16 protein-coding genes and 1 other RNA gene are annotated in these 22,816 nt (G+C 67.3%); 12 read left to right on the plus strand and 5 right to left on the minus strand.

The features are described from left to right. Positions 1-148: 148 nt before the first annotated feature. The gene (locus EOV43_RS03880; protein WP_128219770.1) at positions 149-2,830 is read right to left on the minus strand and encodes a M12 family metallo-peptidase; all 2,682 of its coding nucleotides are present in this window, start codon (positions 2,828-2,830) and stop codon (positions 149-151) included. A gap of 146 nt (positions 2,831-2,976) precedes the next feature. After that, positions 2,977-5,748 (minus strand): zinc-dependent metalloprotease family protein, encoded by a 2,772-nt coding sequence (locus EOV43_RS03885; protein WP_128219771.1) that lies wholly within the window; start codon positions 5,746-5,748, stop codon positions 2,977-2,979. Positions 5,749-5,891: 143 nt separating this feature from the next. Here EOV43_RS03885 and ftsE point away from each other — a divergent pair, with 143 nt between their 5' ends. The 7 genes from ftsE (at position 5,892) to ssrA (ending at position 12,248) form a co-directional block, all read left to right on the plus strand. Beyond that, entirely contained in the window at positions 5,892-6,581 is a 690-nt protein-coding gene (gene ftsE / locus EOV43_RS03890) for a cell division ATP-binding protein FtsE (protein ID WP_128219772.1), read from the plus strand. A gap of 54 nt (positions 6,582-6,635) precedes the next feature. Continuing rightward, positions 6,636-7,547 carry a permease-like cell division protein FtsX gene (gene ftsX / locus EOV43_RS03895; protein ID WP_128219773.1) on the plus strand — a complete coding sequence of 304 codons (912 nt, stop codon included), beginning with the start codon at positions 6,636-6,638 and terminating at the stop codon, positions 7,545-7,547. 69 nt (positions 7,548-7,616) lie between these two features. Next, complete coding sequence (locus tag EOV43_RS03900) at positions 7,617-8,897, plus strand: M23 family metallopeptidase (RefSeq protein ID WP_128219774.1); 1,281 nt, start codon at positions 7,617-7,619, stop codon at positions 8,895-8,897. 80 nt (positions 8,898-8,977) lie between these two features. Continuing rightward, on the plus strand, positions 8,978-9,457 hold the full coding sequence (gene smpB / locus EOV43_RS03905) for an SsrA-binding protein SmpB (protein WP_128219775.1): 480 nt from the start codon (positions 8,978-8,980) through the stop codon (positions 9,455-9,457). Positions 9,458-9,520: 63 nt separating this feature from the next. Next, a complete protein-coding gene (locus EOV43_RS03910; RefSeq protein ID WP_239022217.1) occupies positions 9,521-10,486 on the plus strand; it encodes an amidohydrolase family protein in 966 nt (321 codons plus the stop codon). 335 nt (positions 10,487-10,821) lie between these two features. Then, positions 10,822-11,814, plus strand: a complete 993-nt coding sequence (locus tag EOV43_RS03915; RefSeq protein ID WP_128219776.1) for a hypothetical protein — start codon at positions 10,822-10,824, stop codon at positions 11,812-11,814. Between the two features lie 63 nt (positions 11,815-11,877). Further along, positions 11,878-12,248: a transfer-messenger RNA gene (ssrA, locus tag EOV43_RS03920) on the plus strand. A gap of 126 nt (positions 12,249-12,374) precedes the next feature. On the opposite strand, the gene EOV43_RS15310 is transcribed toward ssrA, so the two are convergent. Together EOV43_RS15310 and EOV43_RS15315 are read right to left on the minus strand one after the other, a co-directional pair. Beyond that, positions 12,375-12,527, minus strand: coding sequence for a hypothetical protein (locus EOV43_RS15310; protein ID WP_164878647.1), 153 nt, complete (start codon positions 12,525-12,527; stop codon positions 12,375-12,377). Between the two features lie 64 nt (positions 12,528-12,591). Then, on the minus strand, positions 12,592-14,757 hold the full coding sequence (locus tag EOV43_RS15315; protein ID WP_164878648.1) for a CAP domain-containing protein: 2,166 nt from the start codon (positions 14,755-14,757) through the stop codon (positions 12,592-12,594). A gap of 288 nt (positions 14,758-15,045) precedes the next feature. Here EOV43_RS15315 and EOV43_RS03930 point away from each other — a divergent pair, with 288 nt between their 5' ends. The 4 genes from EOV43_RS03930 to EOV43_RS03945 all read left to right on the plus strand — a co-directional run bounded on the left by EOV43_RS03930 (position 15,046) and on the right by EOV43_RS03945 (position 20,499). Continuing rightward, positions 15,046-16,671: a CpaE/TadZ family protein gene (locus EOV43_RS03930; RefSeq protein WP_128219778.1), complete on the plus strand. Its 1,626-nt coding sequence runs from the start codon at positions 15,046-15,048 to the stop codon at positions 16,669-16,671. Positions 16,672-16,699: 28 nt separating this feature from the next. Further along, complete coding sequence (locus tag EOV43_RS03935; RefSeq protein WP_128219779.1) at positions 16,700-17,065, plus strand: hypothetical protein; 366 nt, start codon at positions 16,700-16,702, stop codon at positions 17,063-17,065. Between the two features lie 86 nt (positions 17,066-17,151). After that, on the plus strand, positions 17,152-17,592 hold the full coding sequence (locus tag EOV43_RS03940) for a hypothetical protein (protein ID WP_128219780.1): 441 nt from the start codon (positions 17,152-17,154) through the stop codon (positions 17,590-17,592). Between the two features lie 141 nt (positions 17,593-17,733). After that, complete coding sequence (locus EOV43_RS03945) at positions 17,734-20,499, plus strand: zinc-dependent metalloprotease family protein (protein WP_128219781.1); 2,766 nt, start codon at positions 17,734-17,736, stop codon at positions 20,497-20,499. Between the two features lie 79 nt (positions 20,500-20,578). Here EOV43_RS03945 and EOV43_RS03950 read toward each other — a convergent pair whose 3' ends face one another. Then, entirely contained in the window at positions 20,579-21,424 is an 846-nt protein-coding gene (locus tag EOV43_RS03950; protein WP_128219782.1) for an esterase/lipase family protein, read from the minus strand. A gap of 150 nt (positions 21,425-21,574) precedes the next feature. On the opposite strand from EOV43_RS03950, the gene EOV43_RS03955 reads away from it, so the two are divergent. Continuing rightward, positions 21,575-22,789: a PucR family transcriptional regulator gene (locus EOV43_RS03955; protein ID WP_128219783.1), complete on the plus strand. Its 1,215-nt coding sequence runs from the start codon at positions 21,575-21,577 to the stop codon at positions 22,787-22,789. Positions 22,790-22,816 lie beyond the last annotated feature (27 nt).

Below are 22,816 nucleotides of genomic sequence, written 5' to 3' on the forward strand. Positions count from 1 at the left end.
GTATATTGGTCAATTGTTGAATGAGACTGTTTCTGGCTCACGTGCATGAATTTTCTCGCAGAGTGAGAGAAAGCTGTGCCCATACAGCGGGAATTATGAGCTGGAGGCATGGGCACGGACTGACGGGTAGGGACTCAGGGCCGCGGGTTCAAGGGGACGGACTCAGTGTGACGGTGCGAGCTGGACCAACGCCCTCTCTGTTCAGTGCTGCCAAGGTGACGGCCATCGAGCGGTCCGTGCGGAAACCGGTGAGGACCATTGACCGGGTGCTGCGCGAGTACTCCACGGTGCGGTCGCCGATCGTCACCACCCAGCCGGTGACCGGCGAGCTGCCCTCGTCGCGGGGGAGCCCCCAGATCAGTGCGGTGGAGTCGCCTTCGGTGTCGAGCTGCACTTCGGTGGGTGCGCTCGGCCTGGAGTTGGATGCGTTGACGGCAGGCAGAGCGATGACGTCCGAATGGCTGGCACCGGCCCGGTTGAGCGCGATGATCTGAGCGGCGGTGTCAGTGGTGCGGCTCACGCCTTGGACACTGGTGGAGAACTGGGTGCCGTCCACCTCGGTCACCGAGTGGCCGACGATAGCCACGTATCGCAGTGGTGCGCCGCCGTCGTCCCGAGGTGGGGCCCACGACAGATCGATGCTGTCGCCCCTTCGATACGCGGTGAATTGGGTGGGCGGGCTGGGCGCGGCGGCTTCAGCGCGCACGGTGAAGGGGACGTTGACGCTCTTGCCGGGGAAGCGAGGGTCGACGAAGGTCATCCTGCCGCTCTGGCCCACCGCGCTGGCGTAGGTGGTCGGATAGACCCACGTGGTGGGCACGGGAGACACCGGAAAGTAGGAGTTCGGCATGCTCGGGATGAAGATGTTGACCGTCGTCGATGAGTCGGCGGGGTGGCGGACGATGCGAACTCGGGTCGTGCCCCCGGTGGTCATCACGCTGAGGTGCAGGGGTGCCTTGGGGCCGGTGCTGGTGACGGTCTCGGCCCAGGCCGATGCTCCTGCCGGTGTTCGTAGCCGGACCTTCACCTCTACGGGGACGCCTGGGCTGGTGGTCGTGGACCACGAGGTCTCAGTCACGGGCACCGTGACCGCGCGACGGTCTGCGACCTTGATCTCGACGCTGGCACGTGAGGCGTCGAGGGGCGTGTCCGGCAGCGGGTCCCATGTCAGGGTGGTGGTCCCGGTAGGAGTGGTGATGCCGCTGAAGCCGCTCGGAGGCAGCGCACCGGAGGGCAGGCCCCTGCAACCGGCGACCGCCAGGGCGTAGCGGCCGTTGGCGTGGCTGGAGGGGTAGGTGCCCAGGACCGACCTGGGGTCAGCAGGCTCCACGCCGCCTGCGGTGGGGCTGGAACCGCTGACCACCAGGTAGAGAGGCCCTTGGGGGGTGAGCCCCTCCAAGGACGCATCCCGTCCGGAGAGGATGCCTGTGGTCAATTGGGTGGCGGGGGCGTCGGTAGCCACCTCGGCTCCCTCGGCGTCTCTCAGCGTCAGCTTGAGGTCGAGAGCGGAGAGCCGGTCGGTGACCGTGACCCGGGCGCTGAGCCAGCTGCATTCCTCGAGTCGGTACCAGTCCTCGTCACGGCCATCCTCGGAGGAGTTGGAGGAGTTGGAGACGACGCCGCTGACGCGACCGGTCGCGGGGAGTTGTGCGGCTCTGGAGGCGGAGTTGCCGGCCTCGTCAGGCAGCAGTTGAGCGCCGGCCGCGGATATGGTCGACCGGTCCTCGCGGGGGTAGACCTCCAGAGGACGCGCGCCCGCGTAGTCCATGATTCGGGCATGCAGGTCACTGACGTCGCTGGCGTCGTCACCGCTGCGTGCGAAGGTGTGGGTCAGGTTCAGGTTGTGCCCCACTTCGTGGGAAACGGCGTGTGCAGTCCACGCGGCGTCGCGACTGTTGGCCCATGTGACGGAAGGCGTTCTACTGGCGGCCCAGGAGGGGCCGTAGGCTGCCATGGAGCCGAAGGTGTTGAGGTAGGCCAGCCCCACGACTCCGTTCGCAACCTCGTCGGTGTCGGGGTCGCTGCCCGACCCGCCCGTCTGGATGTGGGTGATGATGTTGGCGTTGTCGGAGATCACTGCGACGGCACCGAACTCCGGGTCGGACACGTTCGAGCGCTCGAGAGCGGCAGCGCTGGGCTGTTCGGTGGTGACGTCGACGTCGAAGATCGCGAAGTTGGCGGCCACGCGGCGCCAGACGTCCTGGACCATGAGGCGTTCTTCGTCGTTGAAGGCCGCGCCGTCCTTGCTGGGGTCCCATCCGCGGTAGAAGCCTCGGGCCTTCCACTGCTGGGTGTCGGTGAACTCGAACCCGTCGAAGTCGAGGAAGATCGTGCGCTTCGCACCGGGGCGACTGTGCAACGCGAACGTGGCGTCGACCGAAGGGGGGAGCATGGGATCACTCCAGCCACCGAAGTCGACGCCGCCTGCGGTTTCAGGTATCCCGGACCCGGTTACTGGGACCTGCTCATCGAGGGCGTCGGCGAAGAGCAGTTGCCCGGAAGCGTCCACGTGCAGGGAGACGTCCCTGACGAACAGGTCGGCAAGTTCGGTGGCGCTCATGGCGTGGGCCCGGGCGACGGCGGCGAGGTCGGAGCCGTCCCGTCCGCCGAGGATCCTGACGGCCGCGCGCCCGGAGGCGGGGGAGTCGAGGTCCAGGTCCAGTTCCACGTGGACTGGCGCGGTGGTGGCCTCGGCGCTGGCGTCGGTGGTGGCGCTGGTCGTCGTGGCTGCCGAGCCGTCGTGGTCCGCCGAGTGCACCTCGGGGATACCGGGAGGCATATCCTTGATCAGCGTCGGGAGCACGGCGCTGATCAAGGCGAGCGCCGCCACGACGCCGGCTCCCGCCGTCAGCCTCGCTCGTCCTGAGAGCCTGCGAGTCGGCCGACGACGAGGATCGCTCTGGCGGGTGTCAAGAATCACATCATCACGATAGGTGGATGCAGTGCACCGTGAACTGGTTTCGGTGATTTGGCCGTTCAGTGACCAGACAAGAGGGTCGCGGTCCGTGCGGGACCGGGGGTACCCAGTGCGCTCACTGCGGACACCGAGACCCGGAGGTCGGAGGAGGCGTGCATGCCCGTGAGCACGAGGTGCCGCACGTGGGCGGGTACCTGGACGGTTTGGTTGCCGACGCTCACCGACCACGCGTCGACGGTGCTGGCGCCGCCGCGCGGGGCCTCCCAAGCCACCACGGGGGCGTCACCGGTGTCCTCGACGGTGACCTCGCGAGGAGCTCCGGGAACAGCGTCGGCCCCTCCGGCTGCACCGGCCACCACGGTGACGGCCGGGCTGGAGCCTGCAGTGTGGGTCGCGAGCACCTCGACCACGTGCGTACCGAGGCCGAGGCCCGTGAACGTGTGCTCGAAGGTGTAGCCGTCCAGGTCCACCCACTCGCCGGCGTCCACGCGGACCCGGTAGTGGGCGAACTCGCCGCCGTCGTCGGTCGGCAGCGCCCACGTCACGTGCAGGCTGTCGCCCTCGGCGGTGGCGCCCACCGAGGTCGGGACACCGGGCGCGACGGCGGTCTCACGCACCGTGTAGGAGCGGGTCTGGGTGCGTCCACGAGCGGTGTCCTGGACCTCGACGCGCGTCGTCATGCCAGCGGCCAGATAGGTCGAGGGAACCGTGTGGGCGTCCTCGTAGTGCACGGAGTCGTGGTAGGCGTTCGGGGTGGTGCCCGCCGACGAGGTGCGGAACCAGATCCGGCCCGACGTACCGGGCGAGCGCGGGTCGCGGACGGTCCGGATCGTCCAGGTCCCGTCGGAGTTGCGCACCGCGGAAGCGTGCAGCGGGGCCAGCGGCGCGCCCTCGGAGGTCACGGTGGTCCAGGGCGACGTGCCGCCTGCGTGCGCGGCACGCACCTTGACCGTCACCGGGGTCGAGACGTCCGCGTCGGAGACCGTGTACGACGTGGTGCCGGCCGGGAGCCGGACGGTGCGGTGGCCCGCGACGGAGACGTCGTAGGCGGGCTCGGCTCCACCGCGTGCTGACGGTGCCTCCCACGTGACGGTGGTGCCGTCGGGGGAGGTGGCGCCACCGGTGACGGCCTTCAGCTCGCGCGGTGCGGACGGGGCGGTCAGGGCTGCGTCGCACCCGGTGACGTCGAGGGTGTACCCGCCGACGACGTGGCTGCGCGGGTACTCCTCGCCGTCGGCACCGTCACGGCTGCCTGCGCCACGTACGACGACGAAGGCCGAGGAGGCAGTGTCGAAGGAGTGGTGGACGTCGGCGTCGACGCCGTTGTTGCGGTGCTTGGCCCCGACGGTCGTGACGGGGCTGTCGGTGCCCAGCAGCGCGCCGGAGGCGTCGCGGATCTCCACCGCGACATCGAGTCCGGGGGTGGTCCCGGCGACGACGGCGCGGGCGCGCAGGTCGGTGCAGCCCGACAGGGCGTACCAGTCCTCGTCGGTGCCCGACGTGATCGTGGCGTTCACGTTGGGGAGGTCGAGAGCGCGGGCGGTGGTGGCCGTGTCGCCTGCCTCGTCGCGGCGCAGCGGCAGTCCGTTCGTCTCCATGACGCCGCGTTCGGGCTGGGAGAAGACCGACAGTGCACGCGAGTTGGCGTAGTCCATCGTGCGGGTGTGCAGTGCGCTGGAGTCGTCCTCGGAGCCGAGCGGGTTCGTGGTGTCGAAGGTGTGCCACAGACCCAGGTTGTGTCCGAACTCGTGGGATGCGGTCCAGGCGAGGGTGTCGGCGTCGTAGCCGCGCATCTTGCCGGTCATGACCAGCGCGGGCGCGATCTGGTACTTCGACGCGACCGTCGAGAAGGTGCCGACGTAGGCGATGCCGACGGTGCCGTTCTGGGAGGTGCTGCCGGTGCGGGCCTGGGCCAGTGCGGCGCTGTCGCTGAAGAGGGCACGAGCACCGTAGACAGTGTCGCTGGCGCTGCTGCGGGTCAGGGCTGCCGTGCCCGGGTCCTGGGTGGTGACGTCGACGTCGAAGGCGGCGTAGTCCTCGGCGACGCGGGCCCAGACCTCCTGGAGCAGGGTGCGCTCGGAGGCGGAGAAGGCCGGACCGTCCCCGGCGGGGTCCCAGCCCTCGTGGAAGGTCGCGACCTCGGCGTCGGTGACGTCGTACCCGCCGCCCCAGCCGGTGCCGGTGAGGTCGTGGCCGTCGACGTCGAGGAAGAGGGTGCGGGCGGCACCCGGGTTGCTGTGCAGCGCGAAGGTCGAGGCGAGCGGCGCGTGCGGTCCCTGCTCGGAGGTGAACCGGCCGGGGCCGGCCACGCCTGCCCACTCCGATGCGGGGGCTCGGGTGGCCAGCCAGGTGCCGGCGTCGGCGGCCCCGGTTCCGGGGATGGTCTCGGCGTGGGCCGTGGCCGGCGAGGGAGTCGCATCGTGTGCGTGGCCGTCGACGTCGGTGTCGCCGTGCTGGGCAGCGTGGGTCGCGAGGTCGTCGGCGACGAAGAGTCGTCCCTCGGTGTTGACGTGCACGGTCGGGTCGGCGGCCAGGGTGGCGGCCAGACGTTCGGGCTCCAGCCCGTGGGCGTCGGCCACGGCAGCGAGGGCGTCGCTCTCGGCGCCGCCCAGGGCTTCCACCGCCTCGACCCCGGAGACGGGGGAGTCGAGCCGCACCACTGGCGTCTCGACCACCGGCGTCTCGACCACCGGCGTCGCGGCCGCGGTCGTGCTCGGCGGGTGCGGGATGTCGTCGGTGAGGGCGAACGGCACGGTACCGCCCACGAGCGCGGCTGCGATCCCCGCGGCGAGACGCGGGCTGAACCTCAGGAAATTCGACGCCTTGGTCACCTCGACCAGATCGGTCGCGCGTGCAGCATCGGGAGAGGTTCGGGCAAATGAGGGCCGTCTTCGGGACCTAGGTCCCGGCACGCGGCGTCCGTCACGGCGAGCGTCCCCACACCGTGACGGATGCTCACGTATCGTCGATCCACGTGATTCGCTTCGAGAAGGTGACCAAGGCCTACCCGGGCCACGCCCAGCCCGCGCTCGACCAGGTCTCGGTCGAGATCGAGAAGGGCGAGTTCGTCTTCCTGGTCGGTTCGTCCGGCTCGGGCAAGTCGACCTTCCTGCGTCTGGTGCTGCGGGAGTACCGCCCCACGGCGGGTCGTGTGTACGTCGCGGGCAAGGAGATCAACCGCCTCTCCAACTGGAAGGTGCCTGCGCTGCGTCGTCAGATCGGCACGGTCTTCCAGGACTTCCGGTTGCTGCCCAACAAGACGGTGGCCGAGAACGTCGCGTTCGCGATGCAGGTGACGGGCCGTTCGCGCGCCGACGTGCGCAAGCTCGTTCCCGAGACCCTCGAACTGGTGGGTCTGGAGGGCAAGGCCGACCGGATGCCCGACGAACTCTCCGGTGGTGAGCAGCAGCGTGTGGCCGTGGCCCGCGCCTACGTGAACCGTCCGATGATCCTGATCGCCGACGAGCCCACCGGAAACCTCGACCCGACGACGTCGGTCGGCATCATGAAGCTGCTCGACCGGATCAACCGCGAGGGCACGACGGTGGTCATGGCCACCCACGACGCCGGGATCGTCGACCAGATGCGCAAGCGCGTCATCGAGCTGGAGCACGGCCGGATGCTGCGCGACCAGTCCCAGGGCGTCTACGGCGCCCGCGGCTGAGTCCGTTCCCGATCCAGTTCCCCTGAACCACCACCGAGAGGTCACCCCACTCCCATGCAGTCGCGATACGTCTTCTCCGAACTCGGACAGGGCCTGCGCCGCAACCTGTCGATGCACGTCGCCGTCGTGCTCACGCTCTTCGTCTCCCTGACCCTGGTCGGTCTGGGTGTCCTGCTCAATCAGCAGGCCGCGAAGGCGTCGGAGCACTGGGGCTCGCAGCTCCAGATCACCGTCTGGCTGTGCAAGGCCAACGACTCCAGCCCCGGCTGCACTGGTGAGGTCACCGACGTCCAGCGCGACGCGATCGTGAAGGTCGTCCAGGACAACCCTGAGGTCGCGGGACATCACTTGGAGTCCAAGGAGGTCGCGTTCGAGAAGGTCAAGGAGTTGCTCGGCGAGGAGCGCTTCGAGGGCCCCAACCCGGCCGCGACGGCCCAGGACATGCCGGAGTCGGTGTGGATCGAGCTCAAGGACCCCGAGCAGTACGAGGGCATCACGTCCGCTGTGGAGGGTCTCGACGGTGTCTCCGGCATCCGCGACATGCGCGACACCCTGAAGCCGATCTACGGCGCCCTCGACGCCCTCAAGTGGGGTGCGATCGGAACGGCTGCGTTCCTGGTGCTCGCAGCCCTGCTGCTGGTCGGCAACACGATCCGTCTGGCGGCGTTCGCGCGTCGCAAGGAGATCGGCATCATGCGTCTGGTGGGCGCCTCGACCGTCTACATCGCGTTGCCGTTCCTGCTGGAGTCGTTGGTGACGGCACTGCTGGGTGTGGCGCTGGCCGGCGGCACGCTCGCTGCCTTCATGCACTTCGTGGTCGGTGACCTCGCGGCCGACAACCTGCAGTTCATGCCGTGGGTGGGTTCGGGCGAGTTCGGCGTCGCGCTGGCTGCGATCGCGATCCTCGGCCCGGTGCTGACGTTGCTCCCGACACTCGTGCTGACGCGCAAATACCTCAAGGTGTGAGGCCTCGCGGGTACCGTCGCACAGGTACGTCTTCCTTCTCCTGACCACTGCTGCAGAAAAGGTCCTCTGGTGCGTTCCTTCCCCCGTACCGGCCGTCGTCGTGCGGCGTCCGCGCTGCTCGCTGCCGTGATGGCGACCTCGCTGATGTCGGCCTCGACGTCGGCGCTGGCCGACGACCTCAAGGACAAGCAGAAGAAGGTCGAGAAGGACATCGACCACGCCGAGGACGACCTGCACTCCTCCAGCAAGGAGGCTCGTGAGGCGAGCGCCCGGCTGGCCGCGGCACAGAAGAAGTTGGCCTCCGCACAGGGGGCTCTCGCTGCTGCGGAGGCGAAGGTGTCCTCCGCGAAGGCCGAGGACGAACGGATGCGTCTCGCGCTGGCCGCAGCAGAGGCTGAGCTGGCCCGGGCCGAGAAGGCGCTCTCCGACGGCGAGGCCCGCACGGCCGAGCAGCAGGAGTCGGTCGCGGCCACCATCACCGACATGTACCAGCAGGGCGACCCGTCGCTGATCGCGTTCGCGTCCCTGCTCGACGCCAAGACCCCCGCCGACCTGGCTCGTCAGAGCGAGATGAAGCAGGCCATCGTCGACCGTGAGGCCGGCGCCTACCAGGAGTTGGTCGCCTCGCGCGTCCTGCTCGAGGTGCAGCGCGGACAGGTCGAGGACGCCCGCGACGCCGTCGAGGTCCAGCGCAAGGCTGCAGCTGCCCACCTGAGCGCGATGCAGGCACTCGAGGACGCAGCCCAGCGTGCTCGTGACGACGTGGCCGCACTGGTCACCCAGCGTGAGTCCGCCGCCGCGGCCGCAGCGAAGGCTCGCGCCGCCGACGAGGCCGCGCTCCAGGCACTCAAGCGCGAGGAGTCCCGGATCGAGGACCTGCTCCGCAAGCGTGCCGCCGCCCGCGCCAAGAAGCAGGGTGAGGCCCGCAAGACCCCGACGGTCGCCACCGGAGGTGGGACGTTCTACGCGCCCGTCCAGGGTGGACGTCTCTCCTCGCCGTACGGCATGCGTCAGCACCCGATCTACGGCTACTGGGGCATGCACGACGGCCAGGACTGGGCGGTGGGCTGCGGGACTCCGATGTACGCCACTGCCGACGGCGAGGTCGTGGCCCGCTACGCCGACAGCGTCTACGGCAACCGACTCTTCGTCGACCACGGCCGTCTGCGCGGCGTCAACGTGAGCAGCAACTACAACCACGCGACCAGTTACGTCGTCAGCGTCGGGCAGCGCGTCAAGCGTGGTCAGCTGGTCGGGTACGTCGGCAGCACCGGCTGGTCGACGGGCTGCCACCTGCACTTCACCGTGCGGGTCAACGGCGCCACTGCCGACCCGCGCGACTGGCTCTGAACGTCGTCGTCCGGGCTTCTCCGCATGGGGTGGAGAGGCCCGTCTGACACTTCCGGGCCCACATTTGGGAGGATGGGTGAATGGCCAAGGAGCAGGGCACCAAGCTGATCGCGCAGAACAAGAAGGCGCGCCACGATTACCACATCGAGACCACCTGGGAGGCGGGCCTCGTCCTGGTGGGTACCGAGGTGAAGTCGTTGCGTCAGGGACGCGCGTCGCTGGTGGACGGCTTCGGCGAGATCGACAACGGTGAGGCGTGGCTGCTGCAGGCCCACATCCCGGAGTACTCCCAGGGCACCTGGACCAACCACATGTCGCGTCGCAAGCGGAAGCTGCTGCTCAACCGCCACGAGATCGACAAGATCGAGCGCAAGCTGATGGACAAGGGCTACACCCTGATCCCGCTCTCGCTCTACTTCAAGGACGGCCGCGCCAAGGTCGAGATCGCTCTGGCCAAGGGCAAGAAGCAGTTCGACAAGCGCCACACCCTGGCCACCCAGCAGGCCAACCGGGAGAAGGAAGCTGCGGTGCAGCGTCGTCTCAAGGGGCTCAAGGACTGACGTCCTCGACCCTGCAGGGGTACGTTCCCTCCACGCCGTCCGGCGTCAGGAGGGAGCCCCGCCGTGTGCCTGCACCACCAGATCGATCCTGAGGTCGACGTCGCCACCGGTCCCGGTCACGTCACCGGGGCTGCGCTCGACGCCGACGTCGACGCGGTGCGGGCGTGGACCGCGCGGCACGGGCTGCCGGGGTTGGTCGACATCCACGCCCACCTGCTGCCGCCGCGGGTCTTCCGCAAGGTTCGCGAGCAGTTCGACGCTGCGGGTCCGCTGATCGGGCGCCCGTGGCCGCTGCGCTACCGCGACACCAACCCGGGGCTGGTGGAGATCCTGCGCCGCTTCGGGGTGCAGACGTTCTCGGCGTTGCCGTACGCGCACCGCCCCGGGATGGCGGAGTTCCTCAACGACTGGGCTGCGGCGTTCGCGGCCGAGCACGACGAGGTGCTGCGCTGCGGGACGTTCTTCCCCGAGCCCGATGGATCGGCCGCCAGCTACGTCGCGGAGCGGATCGCCTCAGGGCTGAAGCTCTTCAAGGTGCACGTCCAGGTGGGTGCCTTTCACGTCACCGACCCGCTGATCGACGACGCCTGGGGCGTCATCGCCGAGGCCGGGACGCCGGTGGTGCTGCACGCCGGGTCGGGGCCGATCCCCACCGAGCACACCGGGCCGGGACCGGTGGCCGAGCTGCTGCGGCGGCACCCGCGGCTGCGGCTGGTGATCGCGCACGCCGGGGCGCCCGAGTACCGCGAGTTCCTCGATCTGGCGGTGCGGTACGAGCACGTCGGGCTCGACACGACGATGGCGTTCACTCCCTACTTCGACGAGATGGGTGGGATCTACCCGCCCGACCTCGTTCCGGCGCTGGGGGAGGTAGGGCTGGCCGGGAAGGTCTTCCTCGGTTCGGACTTCCCCAACATCCCCTACCCCTACGTCGAACAGTTGGACGCTCTGGAGCGCCTCGGTCTGGGGGAGCGGTGGCTGCGCGCCGTGTGCCGCGAGAACGTCCGGAATCTGTTCGGGATCTGCTGAACGGGTGGTCCGGTTCGCTGGTGGTGCGGGAGATTCTGGCCATGGTGATCCGGTCCAGGAATTCTGAAGCACGACGTCCGGCAGCGCTGGTCCTGTCGGTGTTGGTTGCCCTGTTGCTCTCCGTGCCGGCGGTGGCTCCAGCGCATGCAGAGGCGACGCTCACCATGACCTTCACAGGGGTGGCCGTCCCCGTCGGAGAGACGGTGACGCTGTCCTTGTGTGCCACGGAGTGCCTGGATAGTCCGGGGAAGTCGGGGGCCGCGGTCGTGCCGTCGCTCACGGGAACCGGAGGGCGCGCGTTGCAGGAGCGCGCGGTGGTGCATGCCCCAGGAACGGTGACGTTCGTCATCGCCGAGGTACCGGCGGGGAAGTGGCGGATGCATCTGGCCTCCTCGATGGCACGGCACAACGGCTACGTCACGGAAGCGGGCTTGACGTCGTTCGTGTTCTCCCAGGCGTGGGTGATGGATCTCGAGGCGGACGTGGTCAGGCTGACGTGGACCCGGCATCTGTCCCCGGGAACGAGCGAGGAGATCGACCCCGAGGAGATCGACCCCGAGGACGTCGAGTTCCTGCAGGACGTGGCCAACGCGCCCGCGGTGCCCACACCGAACCGGGCCAAGGGGGAGACGCACACCAGTGCCTCGTACCTCAAGCGCGTCCACGACACCACTGAGGAGTGGTGGGAGGCGTGGGAGTACCGGCCCGAGTTGGGGTCGATCGGGTTCCGGGCTCGGATCAAGGGGATGCCCTCGGCAGCGATCTACGACGACGGTTGGGGTCGGGTCACCAGAGGCAAGGTGTCTAGGTTCGTCCCGGGCACGCGATTCACCTTCAGTTGGCACGCGTGCGACGGCACGGTGAAGGCGGCCGTCACCAGGGTGCCGAAGACCAAGACCTTCCAGTGGGACCTCAAGCGTGATCGCAAGCGGGGTGTGGACTGGGTGGGCCCGTTCCGAGGCACCTACCTGCAGACCACCGTGACCCGTGCCGGAGCGGCGCCCGACGTGCGGCGCTACTGGGTGAAGTGCTCGGGCAAGAACAAGGCGGCCGACGCCACCTGGGCGGTGGACAGGTGGGGCGAGGTCATGGAGGACCCGCTCTACACCGGGCGTCGGATCAAGGTGGCGAAGACTGTCGTGGCGCCCGGGGCGAAGGTGTCCCGCACCTGGTACGTCGGCAAGCGTCGCCTCGCCACGACCGGACGGTCCCTCACGGTGCGTCATGCGTGGCGGACCAAGAAGGTCCGTCTGGTGGTGAAGGTGAAGAGCCAGGGGCGCACGCTCGAGCGGACCCACGTGTTCGGGCCGTTCTGGGACGGACGATGACGCTGTCGAGGTCGTGGCTCCTTGCCACGAGGGGTATGCTGGCCACAGTTTGAAAACTCAAGAGGGGCTGATCGGTTTCGACTTGGGACGTTAGTTCCAGGGGAAGCGGGTCGAGAAGCCAGCGTTATCTCGTTAACGATCGCTGGAAACCAATAGTTGCCAACTCCAAGCGCAACGACTTCGCTCTCGCTGCCTGAGCAGTGATCGAAGGGTCTGACCGGGCATCTGTCCTCGTCCCGGACCCAGGCCTCATTTAGAGGACTTGCTGCGGACTCCCTGCCGGGAGGTGTCCGCGGGACTTTTTCCCGGCTGAGCCTGTCGATGATGTGTCTGTGCAAGCATCGGGGCCGAGAAAAGCGCCAGCACCGACTACACCCGTAGAAGACCTGGATCGGCGCTCGAGGACCGGGGTTCGATTCCCCGCAGCTCCACACAGAGGCGTTCGCGAAATAGTGCCTGAACCATTCGCGAAAAAGTTCGCGCCTCAGACCAGCCCTCTTGGCACAACCAACGACGAAGGGCCCCACCGTACGGTGGGGCCCTTCGTCGTTGTTGCTTGGTCAGGCGCTGCGCTTCTCGAACTCTTCTGCCAGGTCGATGTAGGCGGCCAGTTCCTCCTTGCTGCGGGGGAGGAAGACCCGGGTGTCGTCGTCGGGTGAGGCGTGGTTGAAGAGCGGTGACATCAGAGTGACGTCGTGGCGCTTGGCCCACATGAGTTGAGCTATCCGTGCAGCAGTCCCAATGAGTGCGGGGCCCACAGGTGTTCTCAGTGGAGAATCACTTCTTCGGCTTCACAGCCGCCGACGTTGACGATGCCTTGGTGTAGCCGGTCTTGGTGAAGACGAGCTTCACCTTGATCTGCTTCTTGACATCCTTCTTCGTCAGCTTGTACTTCGCCTTGGTGGCACCCGAGATCGCCTTGCCGGCTCGATACCAACGGTAGGTGACCTTCGCGTCAGAGACGTTGACCTTCGGCTTCTTGGCAGTCAGGACCTTGCCAGACTTCACAGTTCCCGAGATCTTGGCCTTGCCGGTCAGCTTGATCGCCTTCGCCTTCGGTGGAGCTGGAGGCGGAGTCGGCGCGGGTGGCTCCGGCGTTGCTGGAGGCGGAGTGACCACCGGAATGGAAGCCACCGGCCCGACTGCAGCAGTGGTGGCGATCGTGTAGCCACCCAGGCTCCGTGCCGTGACTCGGACGGTGATCGTCGCGTTGACGTCATCCGCAGTGAGCTTGCGAGAAGTGCCTGTTGCTCCAGGAATGTCGGTTCCGTTGCGCAGCCACTGATACTCGAACGATCCCGCATTGGTCCAGGTACCGCTGGAGACCTTGAGGGTCTGGTTGACCTGGGCTGTCCCGGTGATGACCGGCAGGTTGATCACCTCGGGGTTCTTGTATGCCTCCTCGTCTCGGCCAATGTTGATGGCTTCTGACATGGCTGCGGTGGTGAAGCCCTCGATGCCGTGGCCGACGACCTGGACCCGGATCTGCGACTCAGAGTCGGTTGTTTTGACCTTGTAGGTCGCCGCGGTTGCTCCCGGGATGGGTGCACCGCCTCGGAACCACTGGTAGGTGGTGTTGGTGAGGGTTCCAGACCAGGTTCCAGGGGTGGCGGTCAAGGTCTGACCTGCCATTCCCACGCCGGCGATGGTCGGCGGGTTCAGGCTGGTAGGCGCCTTCTCCTGGTAGATGGCGTAAGGCGCATTGACCGTCGCTGCGGCGAGCGTGTATCCGTTGATGTCGCGGATTGTGGCGCGGACACTGAGCTTCTTGCCCGCGTGCTCCACTGCCGGAGTGAATGACGCTCCCTGACCCACGATGTTCTGATCGACCAGCCAGTCGTAGGTGACGAAGTTGTGCGGCGCGGCAGCGAGGGCACTGTTCTGCCCGGCAATGACCGCGTAGGGCTTGTTGACCTCGGGCCGACCGTTCAACTGCGGCTTCAAAGTCCAGTCGGTCAGTGCGCGCGTCGGGTCGAATGACGTAGTCGTATAGACGTAGTCAGGAACGCGCTTGCCGTAGTCGTCGTAAAGGTTGGATACCTCCACTCGGAATGTCACGTCACGACCGGCGTGCCCACTGGAACTGCCGTATCCCTGAGTCAAAAAAACCAAGGATGAGCCCGTTTGCTCCTCGATGGTAATCCCCATCAGTGTGTCCTTGCTGGAAACCATGTGGCCAAAGAGCTTGGTCACCTTTACCGTAGCGCGAGCGAGGCTCACTTCGCCGGCACCGATAGCAGTGGTCAGAGACCACCTATTGCTCGAAGCCGGATATACCGCCTGTGGGGCATAGCCTGGGTTGGGCCACGCTGAGATCGGGTTGTATCCCGGCTGGTTGGCGTCCGGCCGGCCGAGGATGTCAGGTCGCACGGCCCAGCCCTCTCCCGCTACCCCAACGGCGACACTGCCGAGGTTGCGGTCCAGAAGAAAGCGTCGGTGACCAACGTTCTCGTTTCCAGACCCGGCGTCATCCAGGAATGCTCCGATTGCCGAGTCTGGGTGAATGTTGCGCGCTAGCAGTGAAGCACCAAGGCCATTGTTTCCTGTAGTCGTCCAGCACTTAGCCGACTGTGGCTGACTGTGGTGCGTGGACTTGTTGACGTGAACCAGGAGGGCTCCCGCCTGCTGCTCAGCGTTGCTGCTGTCGAGTGCCACGGGCATGGCCCCTACGAGTCCGCGGACGAAGTTGATCTGCTTCGCTGCAGCCAGCTGCACAGCAGCCGGCGTTGAACCCGCCTTGCAGGTGGCAGCATCACCGTTCCAGGTTGAGGAGTTGATCAACTCCTGACTCGCGATCCACTCGTTCTGCAAAGCAGAAACAACAGAAGCGCGATCGAAAGGGTCGACGGCAGAAGCGCCGACACTCGTGGTCGCAGCCTGACCTGCGGGAGTGAGGCCAGCTGCGCCAACCCCTAGTGCGGCAGTCAGCATGACGCTGACCACCCCACGCACTGTGGACCTGTAGCCCATGTTGATGCCCTCTCTTCCATTGGGGACGGAAACTTGAGCAGCTGCACGGAAGGGAAACCCCACACCTGCCGCTCCTCATGACCCGACACACCGTGACCGCGCACAACGGACGCCCAAACTGTATGTCTGCGCCATCCGCAAAGCATTCGAGAGGGTTGACGAAGGCGACCAGGCGCGCACTGTCGCGATGCGACGTCCACCGGGAGCAGCAGCTTGGCAGGGGTGCCGAGCACAGCTCCCTACCTCAGGAGCACGCATCGCATGACTACCAACACTGCCCCCATTGGGCTCGTAGGCCTGCCCGGACTACTCGAGCCATTCAGCCAGATCGGCCTCACGCCGATCCACAACGAGCACCCGCCCACAGCTGTCGTCGCCATCCAGCAGGCACTCGAAACCGCAAGCTTCCCCGTCCTCCTGCACGAAGAGACGATCCCACGCATCATCGCCTGGCTACCCGCACTGGCCCACACCGCCCACGTAGTCATCGTCTCCACCGACCCCAGCCGCGTGGAACTCCCCGAAGGAATCACCGCCCAGGTCGCAGACATCCCAACCTCCCTCGGTGAACTCCTCACCATCTCCGGATACTCAGGCTTCCCGCCCGAGATCTCCGAAATCGCCATCGGCCCCGACGGACACGTCTGGACCGAGGCCACACAGACCCCCACTCCGCCCGACGCGGACCCAGCCCCGACACAGCTCCAGGTTGACCACTCAACCCCGGCCTCAGAGCAGGTGGTCCCCCCGGAGCCGCAGGAACCGCCAGCCGCAGTGCGCTCACCCGTGACGCACGCGCCGGCCCCTGCAGTCGTCGATGACACCAGTGCCCGCCGGGTACGGACGTCATGGCCCGACGAGTCGGCACTCCTCGCCTACGCGCATGAGATGAGCGGCCCCGGCACCGTCATCGTGCTGTGGTCCGCCAAGGGCGGAGTGGGCAAGACCACCGCATCAATGTCCCTGGCCCAACTCCTCGGCTCATCTGGAGGTTCCACCCTCCTCGTGGACGCCAACATTGGACAGGGCGACATTCGCTCAGCAACACGCGTCGGCGAAGGGAGCCTGCCGTCCGCCTACCAGGCTGCCTATTCAGAAGACCCAGGCATGGGCGTCGTCAGCGCCAGCCGCCTCAACGCCAGCCGCTCCCTCAAGCTCGAGCCACTGAAGTTCGCTGCAGTCCTTGCGCCCTCCGACCTGGTGCCCGACCCGGACCTCGTCGGCCCGGAAACCTACCGCTCGATCATCGCTCACGCCCGCGCGAACTATGACTACGTCGTCATCGATACCCAGATCACCGAGAGTCTCGACCGGAACAACATGGTCGGGCACTTCATCCTGCCTCTCCTGCTCACTACGAACTCATACGGCCTCGCACTCACCGACCCGTCGCCGCAGGCGATTGACAACCTCTTGAGCCGCCTCAAGTTCTTCGCCGGCCAAGGGGTTCCCGAGCAGCGCCAACTGTTCCTGATGAACCGCGTCCAGTCCTGCTCCACCAAGGACGTCCCAGGCATGGTCGGCGCCATCAGCCAGTGGGCCCAGCACGTCGGCACCATTGAAGAGAAAGCCAACATCGCAGGCACTGTCCACCAGGGCCGACCAGCGGACCGAGTTCAAGAGTTCGGAAACCCGCTGCGCGAAGTAGCGCTCTCCATCAGCGGAGACGCCGTCGCATTCGCTCCCCTGGGCGGCGACACGCAAGCACCTCCCTCCATGCTCGACCCGAAGGAGCCCAAGAAGTCGAAGAAGCCGAAGCCACCCAAGAAGGGCGCCGACCTATTCGCGGACGCAGACCAGGTGGGCGCCTCTGAACCGGCAAAGTCTGCTACTGGAAAGGTCACCATGACTTCCGACAGCGTCTTCCTGCGCCTGTTCCGACGCTGACTGGCGAGCACCGAGCACAGGAGAATACGTGAGCAACAAGGTCATCAAAGCCGCCCCTGGGCATGCTCGACACGGCGGCGAGGAAAGCAAGGATGCTACCGGTCGAGGTCGCCGAGCAGCTGCACCCACACCGGAGGAACTCCTCGAGGAAGCCCACGCTGCCTCAGAAATCCTCGCTGGATACACCGAGCTGTGGAGTCCAGCGAACCTCATGCACCACATGGAGATCGTCGACATCGCCCGCACAACTGCGGACGAGGTCCTCGCTTCACTACCTCGTGCGCAACGCAAGGACGTCGCGGACGGTAAAGCTGCCGTCGCACAGGCCTACGAAGTTCTGAAGGCCTACCACGACGCTGCACCCGCCATCGAGCCCATTGTGAGGAACATCTAGTGAGAAACCGAGTAGTCGGAATCGACTTCGGTGCTGCGTCCATCAAGGCCGTCCAAGGCTTGACGACCGGGCCGGGCACCTTTGAGGTGGAGAAGCAGGCCTCCATTGCAGTTCCCCGCGGAACCATCGGAGACGGTCGCGTCGCCCCCGGGCAGGAACGCAAGGTCATCTCGCTGCTTCAGGAGCTGTTCGAGAACGCAGAGTTCGACACCACTGACGTCATCATTGGCCTGAACTCCTCAGGTGGCGTCTTCATGACCGACGAGCTCGTCCCCGTCGTGCGACCTGAGGACTACGAGCAGTCCATCCCGCTCTCCCTGCGCGCCGAGAACAAGACCCTCAATCCGCGCGAGATGCAGATCTCTTTCACCATCGTTGACGAGGTGGAGGATGAGCGAATGGCCGACACAGCGGAGGTGCTCACGCTCGTTCGTGAGTCCTCATCCCCTCTTGTTCAACGACGACGTAGGGCCCCACCATCTGGTGGGGCCCTACGTCTGTTGTGTCGCCGGGGCGATGGCACCTGAGTGTCGCGGCACCCTGATTGATCGCTGCAGTGTGTCAACGCCGGGCCAACTCACAGTTTCTGAGACAGAGTGCATTTATTTCCTTAATGTGGCTGTGTGAAATTTGCTGAAGCCCTTCGTCGTGCCCCGGGGGCGCGCACCGTGGTCACGCTCGTTGCCTGTCTGGGACTGACGGCTCTCGCGGTCCCGGTGACCCTCGGTGCACTGGAGGGATCGGAGGCACGCCCTGGCGCGGCCGGGCTCGCCGCAGAGCAGGCGGTGCATCACGACGGGCCGGTCGTCGATCTCACGGACGCGTTCGAGAGCCTCGACGACGCTCCCCTCGGGGTGAGCGGCGAGCAGGCTCTCGCGATGCTGGGCGGGGAAGGCAGCGCGGATCTGGCCGCAGTCGCGGCGGCTCACCGGATGACGCCCACCTACCTTGCTGAGACGCTGGCCGCCGACGACAGCCTCCACCTCGCGGCTGACGGCCGTCTCTTCTACGTCGATTCCTTCGACGGCCTCGCCGATGCCGATGGCCATGGTCACTCCGAGCCGGTGCCCGCTGGCGCGGACGCGCCCTCGTCGCGGGCCGATGCCAGCAGTGGCACTCCGCTGGTCAGCACGGACGGGCCGGAGTTCCCGCTGGCTGACACCTTCAAACTGCACAGCCGGCCGGGGTCGCCACGCACCATCTACCTCGACCTCGACGGGCACACGTTCACGGATGCGGACGGATGGCACACGGGACTGACCTTCTGTGGTTGGTTCGGCAACGTCGGTCAGGCCGCCTTCACGGCGAAGCAGCGCAAAGAGGTGCAGGACCTGTGGCGCCGAGTCGCGTCGCACTACGAAGCCTTCGACGTCGACGTCACCACCGAAGATCCTGGACGTGAGGCGCTGCGCTGGGACGGGACCAGCCAGGACGTGCACTTCGGTCACCGTGCGGTGGTCTCCGGTGACCGCGGTCTGATCCCCCCCAACACGAGGGCCCCATGCGTCACGGAAAATCAGGGCGGAACGGTGGGACTGGCCTACATCGACCAGTTTCGCACCAAGACCAACGGGGCCTCGCTGAACCTCGGGCAGGCGACGGGCGCTGCTGTGGCGTGGATCGTGAACCACGAGGTGGGCCACTCGGTAGGCCTCAATCACACGTTCGACGTCGGGCTCCTGCACAACGATCCGTCGCGGACGATGTCCTACGCCGCTGGTGGGAGTGCCACCTTCAGTCTGGAGGAGCGCCGCCACGCCAGCTTCTGGTTCTGGCGTCCCGGCCCCACGGGAACGCAGTCGAACAGTTGGCAGTTCTTGCCGAGCATCCGCAACACCCGGGACGAGGCTGAGCCGATCCGGGTCGGGGAACCGGTCGAGGCCACGCTCAACCTGCCCGACCAGCCCGGGCCCACGGCGCGTACGAGCGGCACCTATCCGTTGAAGCCCACCGTCGGGGACGTCCCCATCCCCGCCTCGGCTCCGGACGAGGACTGGTACAGCGTCGGTGAGTGCGCCACCGTCCTGGCCACTGCTCGACCGCTGAGTCGTAACAGCCACCTCAACCTCAAACTTTCACTGCGCGACGCCTCCGGGACCGAGATCGGCCTCGACGCCCCGACCGACAGCACGTCCGCGACGCTCTCGGGGGAAGTGGCGGCCCCCGGTGACCTCTACCTGGTGGTCAGTGGTTCCAGCCCGGCTGAGGGCGGGGTCGAGCCGGCTGACCTGCGGGTCGCCTCGGCGCGGCCCGGCTCACACTCCTCGGGCACCTACGCCCTCGACCTGGTCACCTGCGGAGACGCGACACCTGCGCCGACTCGCGTGCATGCCGACACGGCGCCGGACGGCACCATCGCCGTCACGTGGGAGGCGCCGCGCATCTTCGGCGCGACCGCTCAGGCAGCAGATGGTCTCGAAGGTTTCGAGATCGCTCTCGACGGCCGTCGCACCGTCACGGTGGACGCTGCGGCGCACAGTCACGTCTTCCCGGCCACGCCGGACGGTGTCTCCGTGCGCATACGTTCGCGCAGTGCTGTCGGGGCATCTGTCTGGACCGAGCCCGTCGTCGTCGGCACGGCGCCGATCGCGCCACTCGAGGTTCGCGTGGTCTCGACCGCCGGGGGCGCGGAGGCCACCATCACTCACGACCCGCGCTGGCTCGCCCAGGCAGGTGCTTGGGACCCCGCCTCCATGCCGATGGTGCAGCTGTGGTTCGTGAACGCCCAAGACGGGAAATCTTTCTACTTCCACCTCCCTGCAGTCCAACGTTCCTTCCAATTCTCCGGGGACTATCAACCAGCGGCCGGGAGTACGGCAGACGTGGTGGTCGTGCGGGACGGCCACCCCAGCGCCAGGACGTCCTACACCTACCGCGGACCGACAGCCTCCACGACGGTCCCGCTCGTGGCGCCGTCGGACCTGCGTCTGGTCTCCACCACCACCAGCACGCGTCTGCACTGGACCGTTCCAGACGGTAAGTGGGCGACGCCTCTGGCCGGGTACACCGTGCGAAGCGGCTCGGAAGTGCTCGACGTCGAGGACGACGCCACCAGCGTGACCCTGCCTGACCGGATCCTCGCGGAAGCCGCTCCCATCATCCTCACCGCACGCACGCAGGGTGGCGAGGAGGCCAGTGCCACCGTCGTCGTTCCTGTGGACTCCTTGCCCGGTGAACCGACAGGGGTCGAGATCCGTGAGGGCGCCACGGGTACCTCTCTGGTCTGGGACCGCTACACCCAGCAGCCCGTCACCGGAGCGCTCACCGGCTGGCACGTGACGATCGGGGGCCGGGCGGTCGAGGTGCCGGCCTCGGCCGGGGGCCTCAACCTCACTGGTTTCCGCGGTGACCGCACGCTCCGGGTCACCCTGCAACCGGTGAACGCCGCTGGAGTCGGTCCGGCTCGCACGGTCACGCTGGACCCGGCTGGTTGACGCCGCGCCGTGTACGTGACGAAGGGCCCCGCCGTGTGAGGTGGGGCCCTTCGTCGTGGGAGCTGGCGTCAGCCGAGGATCATCCCGGGATCAACCACGGCACACACGTCGGGCGCTTGGTCTGCTGCCCGTTGAGGTGCCACAGGACGAAGCGGGTGACGTTCGGGTCGACCGCCTGGGTGATGTGGCCGGCGAGGTCGAGGGCGCAGGCGTCCTGCAGAACGACGTTGGTGACGCCGGGTTCGTTCAGCACGCCGCTGGTGTAGGGCAGGACCACCTCGTCGTACTTCGACACGATGGACATGTACTTCGGCCCCGGGACGGTGACGCCGCCGGCGTTGAGGTCGGTGAGGAACTGGTTCGGGGGGAGGTACTCGTCGCACGACGCACAGACGGCGCGCAGCACCGGGGTGATCGCCGGGATCGCCCGAACGAGCTTGTTGACGCCGTACAGGCTGGTGCCCTTGAAGTTGGAGCCGAAGCCGGCGAACCGGTTCACCTTCGTGTCGCCGCCCAGGAACTTCATGTAGTACGCCGAGACGGTGGTGCCCTGGGAGTGTCCCACGAGGTTGACCTTCGTCGCGCCGGTGGAGGCGAGCACCTTGTCGACGATTCCGCTGACCTCGGCTGCGCTGTCCCTCATGGACTTGAATCCGGGCAGGATGTTGACGCCGTACGTGGGGGTGTAGACGCAGAAACCGTCGGCCGCGATCAACGGGGCCTTCGAGAACCAGTTGATCGCGCTCGGTGCGCCGAGACCGTGCAGCATGATCACCGGGTCCTTGCCCGGCGTGGCCTTGCACGACCAGTTGTTGACGCCGCTGGTCGCGGCCTGGGCCGACGAAGCGCCCACCACGACGGCGCTGAACGCCAGCGCCAGGCTCAGTGCTGCGGTGGTGGTTCTCTTCCAGAAGTGCCTGCGCATTGCCGCTCCCTCACGAATCTCTCTCGACCGATGCAAACCGGGGTGAGCCCCGTCACGTTCCTCTATCGTCGGCGCTTTGGAGCGGGGCGGTCATAGGACCTCACCCAGACTTCATGAGGGGGAGTTGTGACGGCAGCACAAGAGCGGCCCATGGAGTTGAGGTTCGGCGGTGTGGAGGTGGGGGTGCTCCTCGCACGGCGCAGACGCGATCTCAACGCCCGTGTCCTCGCCGGCCTCGCCGAGGAGATCCTCACCTACCGCGAGATGCCGGAGGAGGCGCTCAACCTCGACATCGTCCGCGCGATCACGTTGGCCCTCGACCTCTTCCTGGACTCCCTCGCCCGGGGCCGGCTCCCGGTGGGTGAGGAATGGGCGGACCTGAGCGAGTCAGCGGCGCGGCGGGCTGAGGAAGGGGTCCCGCTCGCTGCGGTGCTCGCTGCCTACCACGTCGGAACTCGTCTGATCTTCGAGGACGTCGTGCCGCTCGCGATCCCCGGTGATGAGCCCCAGGTGGCTGCCGCGTCGGTGCTGGCGATGCGGTTCCTGGCGGCGGCCTCGGAGATCGTCGCGGATCGCTATCTGGAGGAGCGCGTCGCGATCACCGACGCCGATGCCGATCTGTCCGCCGAACGACTGCGCCGCGTCCTGGACGGCGATCCCCGACCTGAGGACGCTGCCCCGGCCCACCTGGTCCTGCGACTCGCACTGGGCGAGCATCCCGACGAAGCAGGGGAGGGGCTGAGCGTCGAGATCGCGGCCCGCCGCAAACTGCGTCGTCTCCGTGCTCGGCTGCGCGAGGAGGACGACCACGTCCTCGGCACGATGACCGGCGACGGCGGTCTGCTGGTGCTGCTGGTCCGCGACGGTGACCTGGCAACTGCAGCCGCACGCGTGCCGGCGCTGGTGGCTCGTCTCGAGGCGGCAGCCCAGGCGCCGCTGTACGTCGCGTGCACCGTCGCCCCGGCCACCACGACGGTGGCCTCCGCGGCCGAGATCGCCGAAGAACTCCTGCAGTTGGTGATCCGGCTGGGCCGCCCGCCGGGCACCTACCGGATCGAGGACGTGGTGGTCGAGTACCAGATGACCCGGCCGGGGGCCGCGCGGTCGCTGCTCGCGGAGACCGTCGCCCCGGTGGCGGGTCGCCCCGAACTCTTCGAGACGCTCCGGATCTTCCTCCGGACGGGCCAGGACCGACGCGCCACGGCGGCTCGGCTGCACGTGCACCCCAACACCGTCGACTACCGACTCAACCGGGTCACCCAGATGTTGGGCATCGAGGTCACCGAGAGCCGCAACGTCGTGACCTTGGTCGGGGCGATGCTGGCGCACGGTGCCGAACAGGGTCGTGAGCAGGACGGCGAGTAGGACGGTGAGGAGGGAGCTGCTGGCTTC

The organism is Nocardioides yefusunii (genome assembly GCF_004014875.1).
Classification (GTDB): Bacteria; Actinomycetota; Actinomycetes; order Propionibacteriales; family Nocardioidaceae; genus Nocardioides; species Nocardioides yefusunii.

Bases quoted from the DNA above. Each gene is read 5' to 3' on its own strand.
- ftsX (WP_128219773.1), top strand. From the start codon at position 6,636: ATGCAGTCGCGATACGTCTTCTCCGAACTCGGACAGGGCCTGCGCCGC.
- smpB (WP_128219775.1), top strand. From the start codon at position 8,978: ATGGCCAAGGAGCAGGGCACCAAGCTGATCGCGCAGAACAAGAAGGCG.
- EOV43_RS15310 (WP_164878647.1), bottom strand. From the start codon at position 12,527: ATGTGGGCCAAGCGCCACGACGTCACTCTGATGTCACCGCTCTTCAAC.
- EOV43_RS03930 (WP_128219778.1), top strand. From the start codon at position 15,046: ATGACTACCAACACTGCCCCCATTGGGCTCGTAGGCCTGCCCGGACTA.
- EOV43_RS03950 (WP_128219782.1), bottom strand. From the start codon at position 21,424: ATGCGCAGGCACTTCTGGAAGAGAACCACCACCGCAGCACTGAGCCTG.
- EOV43_RS03955 (WP_128219783.1), top strand. From the start codon at position 21,575: ATGGAGTTGAGGTTCGGCGGTGTGGAGGTGGGGGTGCTCCTCGCACGG.